The following is a 4,878-nucleotide window of genomic DNA, read 5'->3' on the forward strand; positions in this document are numbered from 1 at the left end:
GTCGTCGCCGCCTTCGCCGGGGGCACCGGACCGGTGGCCGTCGATGCCGAACGGGCCTCCGGCTACCGCTACGGGCAGCGCGCCTACCTCATCCAGCTGCGCCGCGAGGGTTCCGGCTCCGCCCTGATCGACCCGATCGCCTGCCCGGACCTCAGTGCGCTCGGCCGGGCCGTCGAGGACGCCGAATGGGTGGTCCACGCGGCCAGCCAGGACCTGCCCTGCCTCGCCGAGGTCGGCATGAGACCCCGGCGCCTCTTCGACACCGAGCTGGCCGGGCGGATCGCCGGCTTCGCCCGGGTCGGCCTCGGGCCGATGACCGAGAACGTGCTCGGGCTGAGCCTCGCCAAGGAGCACTCCGCGGTCGACTGGTCCACCCGCCCGCTGCCCGAGCCGTGGCTGCGCTACGCCGCTCTGGACGTCGAGGTGCTGGTCGAGCTGCGCGACGCACTCGAACGGGAGCTGGACGCCCAGGGCAAGCTCGGCTGGGCGATGGAGGAGTTCGCCTCGATCGCCGCCGCGCCCCGCCCGGCCCCGCGCACCGACCCGTGGCGCCGCACCTCCCAGCTGCACAAGGTCCGCCGCCGCCGTCAGCTGGCCGTGGTGCGCGAGATGTGGCTCGCCCGCGACCGGATGGCGCAGGACCGCGACGTCTCCCCCGGCCGGGTGCTCGCGGACGCGGCGATCGTCAACGCCGCACTGGCCATGCCGCTGAACATCGCCTCCCTGCAGGCCGTCCAGGGCTTCGGCCCCCGGGTGCACCGGCGCCAGCTGGAGCAGTGGCTGGCGGCCGTGCAGCGCGGCCGGGAGATCCCGGAGAACCTGCTGCCGCCGGCCACCGCGCCGCACGAGGGACCGCCGCCGCCGCGGGCCTGGGCCGAGAAGGACCCGGTGGCCGCCGCCCGGCTCTCCGGCGCGCGCAGCGCGATCAGCGAGCTGGCCGAGCGCCACCACCTGCCGGCCGAGAACCTGATCACCCCGGACCTGGTCCGGCGGGTCTCCTGGCAGCCGCCGGCCGACCCGGGCCCGGAGGGCGTGGCCGCCGCACTGCGCGGGCTCGGCGCCCGGCAGTGGCAGGTGGACCTGGTGGCGCCGGCGGTGGCCGCCGCCTTCGCCGCGGCGGTCGTCGCCCAGGACTGATCACGGCGCGGAGCCGGTCGGGGCCCGGGGCCGACGGCCGACGGCCGCGCGGGGCCGGTCGCGGTCCGGGCCGATCCGGCAACACGGGAAGGGGATGTCGTCCGTACGGGCGACATCCCCTTCGCCGTCCCCGGGAACCGGCGCTCCTGGTCGGACGGCCGGGGAACGTGTCGGGAGACACATGGTCAGATCCCTCCGAGGGGCCTGGGCAGGTTGGTTACCGGCGGGTAGCATGGCCGTGATGCGGCGCCGCTCGGGTCTTCGACGGCGGCAGCCCGCCCACCTAAATGTTGGTCCCTGGGAGGAGAGCCCCCGTGCCTCGTACCGCGAGGGACGTCGTCTTCGTCGATGGCGTCCGCACCCCGTTCGGCAAGGCCGGCCCGAAGGGCATCTACCACGAGACGCGCGCCGACGACCTGGTCGTCAAGTGCATCCGGGAGCTCGTGCGCCGTAACCCGAACCTGCCCGTCGAGCGCATCGACGAGGTCGCCGTCGCGGCCACCACGCAGATCGGCGACCAGGGTCTGACCATCGGGCGCACCGCCGCCCTGCTGTCCGGCCTGCCGAAGTCCGTGCCCGGCTACTCGATCGACCGCATGTGCGCCGGCGCGCTGACCGCCGTGACCGCCACCGCGGGCGGCATCGCCTTCGGCGCGTACGACGTGGTCGTGGCCGGCGGCGTCGAGCACATGGGCCGCCACCCCATGGGCGAGGGCGTCGACCCGAACCCGCGCTTCGTCTCCGAGAAGCTGGTCGACGAGTCCGCCCTGTTCATGGGCATGACCGCGGAGAACCTGCACGACCGGTTCCCGCACCTGACCAAGGAGCGCTGCGACGCCTACGCCGTGCGCTCGCAGGAGAAGGCCGCCAAGGCGTACGCCAACGGCGACATCCAGCCCGACCTGGTGCCGATCACGATCCGCAACACCAACCCCGAGGTCGGCGAGACCGGCTGGGGCCTGGCCACCGTGGACGAGCCGATGCGCCCGGGCACCACGATGGAGAACCTGGCGGGCCTCAAGACCCCGTTCCGCCCGCACGGCAACATCACCGCGGGCAACTCGGCCGGTCTGAACGACGGCGCCACCGCCTCGCTGCTGGCCGCCGAGGACGTCGCCGAGGAGCTCGGCCTCCCGGTGAAGATGCGCCTGGTCTCGTTCGCCTTCGCGGGCGTCGAGCCCGAGGTCATGGGTGTCGGCCCGGTGCCGGCCACCGAGAAGGCGCTGGCCAAGGCCGGTCTGACCATCGACGACATCCAGGCCTTCGAGGTCAACGAGGCCTTCGCCGTCCAGGTCCTGGCCTTCCTGGACCACTTCGGCATCGCGGACGACGACGAGCGGGTCAACCCGTACGGCGGCGCGATCGCCTTCGGCCACCCGCTGGCCTCCTCCGGCGTGCGCCTGATGAACCAGCTGGCCCGCCGCTTCGAGCAGCGCCCGGAGGTCCGCTACGGCCTCACCACGATGTGCATCGGCTTCGGCATGGGCGGCACGATCATCTGGGAGAACCCGCATTGGAGCGGAGCGGAAACGTCGTCTCAGGTCGAGGGTGGTAAGTGACCATGGCCAACACCACTGAGCTGCTGACCCGCGGCGCCGAGCTCTTCCCGGGCGAGGTCGTCACGACCGCGCACGTCCGCCACCTCGACCTGCCGCTGCAGGCCGGCCGGCTGGCCCTGATCACCCTGGACAACGGCTTCGACCACACCAAGCCGACCACCTTCGGCCCGGGCTCGCTGCTCAAGCTGAACGAGGCGCTGGACCAGGTCGAGGCCGAGGCCGCCGAGGGCACGATCGTCGGTGCCGCGATCACCGGCAAGCCGTTCATCTTCGCGGTCGGCGCCGACCTCAAGGGCGTCGAGCTGCTCACGGAGCACGCGGACGCGCTGGCCATCGGCAAGGGCGGCCACGACGTCTTCAAGCGGATCGCCTCGCTGCCCGTCCCCACCTTCGCCTTCTACAACGGCGCGGCGATGGGCGGCGGCGTCGAGGTCGGCCTGCACTGCGACTACCGCACGGTGTCGGCGGGCGTCCCGGCCTTCTCGCTGCCCGAGGTCTTCCTCGGCCTCGTCCCCGGCTGGGGCGGCTGCACCATCCTGCCGAACCTGGTGGGTGCCGGTAAGGCCGTCAAGGTCGTCATCGAGAACTCGATGAACCAGAACAAGCAGCTCAAGGGCAAGGACGTGTTCGAGCTGGGGATCGCCGACGCGATCTTCGAGCCGGCCGACTTCCTGGAGCAGTCGCTGCTCTGGGCCGCCAAGGTCCTCAAGGGCGACGTCGTCGTCGAGCGCGAGGCGATCGACCGCGGCAAGGCCTGGGACGACGCCGTCCTCTGGGGCCGCATGGTCGCCGACGGCAAGGTGCACGGCGCCGCTCCGGCCGCGTACCGGGCGCTGGACATCATCGCCGCCGCCAAGGACTTCGACCTCGCCGACAAGGCGAGCCTGCAGGCCGGCTTCGACGCCGAGGACACGGCCCTGGCCGACCTCATCATGAGCGGCGAGCTGCGCAGCGGCATCTACGCCTTCAACCTGGTGCAGCGCCGGGCCAAGCGCCCGGTCGGCGCGCCGGACAGGTCGCTGGCCCGCCCGGTCACCAAGGTCGGCGTCGTCGGCGCCGGTCTGATGGCCTCGCAGCTGGCGCTGCTGTTCGCCCGCCGTCTGGAGGTGCCGGTGGTCCTCACCGACATCGACCAGGCGCGCGTCGACAAGGGCGTCGGCTACGTCCACGCCGAGATCGACAAGCTGCTCGGCAAGGGCCGGATCAGCCAGGACAAGGCCAACCGCCTCAAGGGCCTGGTCTCCGGCTCGCTGGACAAGGCCGCCGCCTTCGGCGACGCGGACTTCGTCATCGAGGCCGTGTTCGAGGAGATGGGCGTCAAGCAGGCCGTCTTCGCGGACCTGGAGAACGTGGTCTCGCCGACCTGCGTGCTGGCGACCAACACCTCCTCGCTGTCGGTCACCGAGATGGCCTCGAAGCTGAAGCACCCCGAGCGGGTCGTCGGCTTCCACTTCTTCAACCCGGTCGCGATCCTGCCGCTGCTGGAGATCGTCCGCGGCGACAGGACCGACGACGCCGCGCTGGCCACCGCCTTCGCCGTGTCGAAGAAGCTGAAGAAGACCTCGGTGCTCTGCAAGGACGCCCCGGCGTTCGTGGTGAACCGGATCCTGACCCGCTTCATGGGCGAGATCCAGGGCATCATCGACGAGGGCACCCCGATCGCCGACGTCGAGAAGGCCGTCGAGCCGCTCGGCCTGCCGATGTCCCCGATCGTGCTGCTGGAGCTGGTCGGCCCGGCCATCGCCCTGCACGTCTCGGAGACCCTGCACGGCGCCTTCCCGGAGCGGTTCACCGTCTCCGAGAACCTCGCCAAGGTGGTCAAGGCCGGCAAGCGCGGCTTCTACACCTGGACGGACGGGCAGCAGGTCCTCGACCCCGAGGTGCTGGAGCTGCTGTCCTTCGGCGACTCGGTGCTCACCGAGGAGCAGGTCCGCGCCCGCGCCCTGGAGGCCGTGGCGCAGGAGATCGGTCTGATGCTGGAGGAGGGTGTCGTCGCCGAGGCGCAGGACATCGACCTCTGCATGATCACCGGTGCCGGCTGGCCCTTCCACCTGGGCGGGATCACCCCGTACCTGGACCGTGAGGGCGTCTCGGAGCGGGTGAACGGCAAGACCTTCCTCGCCCCCGGCGTGGCCTCGGTGCCCGCCTAGGCACGGCCCGTACCCGGAACACGGAGGAGCCC

3 protein-coding genes are annotated in these 4,878 nt (G+C 72.1%); all 3 read left to right on the top strand.

Features of this window, described 5'->3' with window-relative positions; all coding sequences use genetic code 11:
* Nucleotides 1-1,137 (top strand): HRDC domain-containing protein (locus ACIQOV_RS27730; RefSeq protein WP_401053069.1); only part of this gene is annotated, 1,137 nt, incomplete at its 5' end.
* Nucleotides 1,138-1,451: 314 nt separating this feature from the next.
* Nucleotides 1,452-2,696: an acetyl-CoA C-acyltransferase gene (locus ACIQOV_RS27735; protein WP_359910906.1), complete on the top strand. Its 1,245-nt coding sequence runs from the start codon at nucleotides 1,452-1,454 to the stop codon at nucleotides 2,694-2,696.
* Nucleotides 2,697-2,698: 2 nt separating this feature from the next.
* Nucleotides 2,699-4,846 carry a 3-hydroxyacyl-CoA dehydrogenase NAD-binding domain-containing protein gene (locus tag ACIQOV_RS27740; RefSeq protein WP_401053072.1) on the top strand — a complete coding sequence of 716 codons (2,148 nt, stop codon included), beginning with the start codon at nucleotides 2,699-2,701 and terminating at the stop codon, nucleotides 4,844-4,846.
* Nucleotides 4,847-4,878: the final 32 nt, after the last annotated feature.

Origin of the sequence: Kitasatospora sp. NPDC091257 (assembly GCF_044757675.1) — a bacterium.
Taxonomy (GTDB): Bacteria; Actinomycetota; Actinomycetes; order Streptomycetales; family Streptomycetaceae; genus Kitasatospora; species Kitasatospora lactacystinica.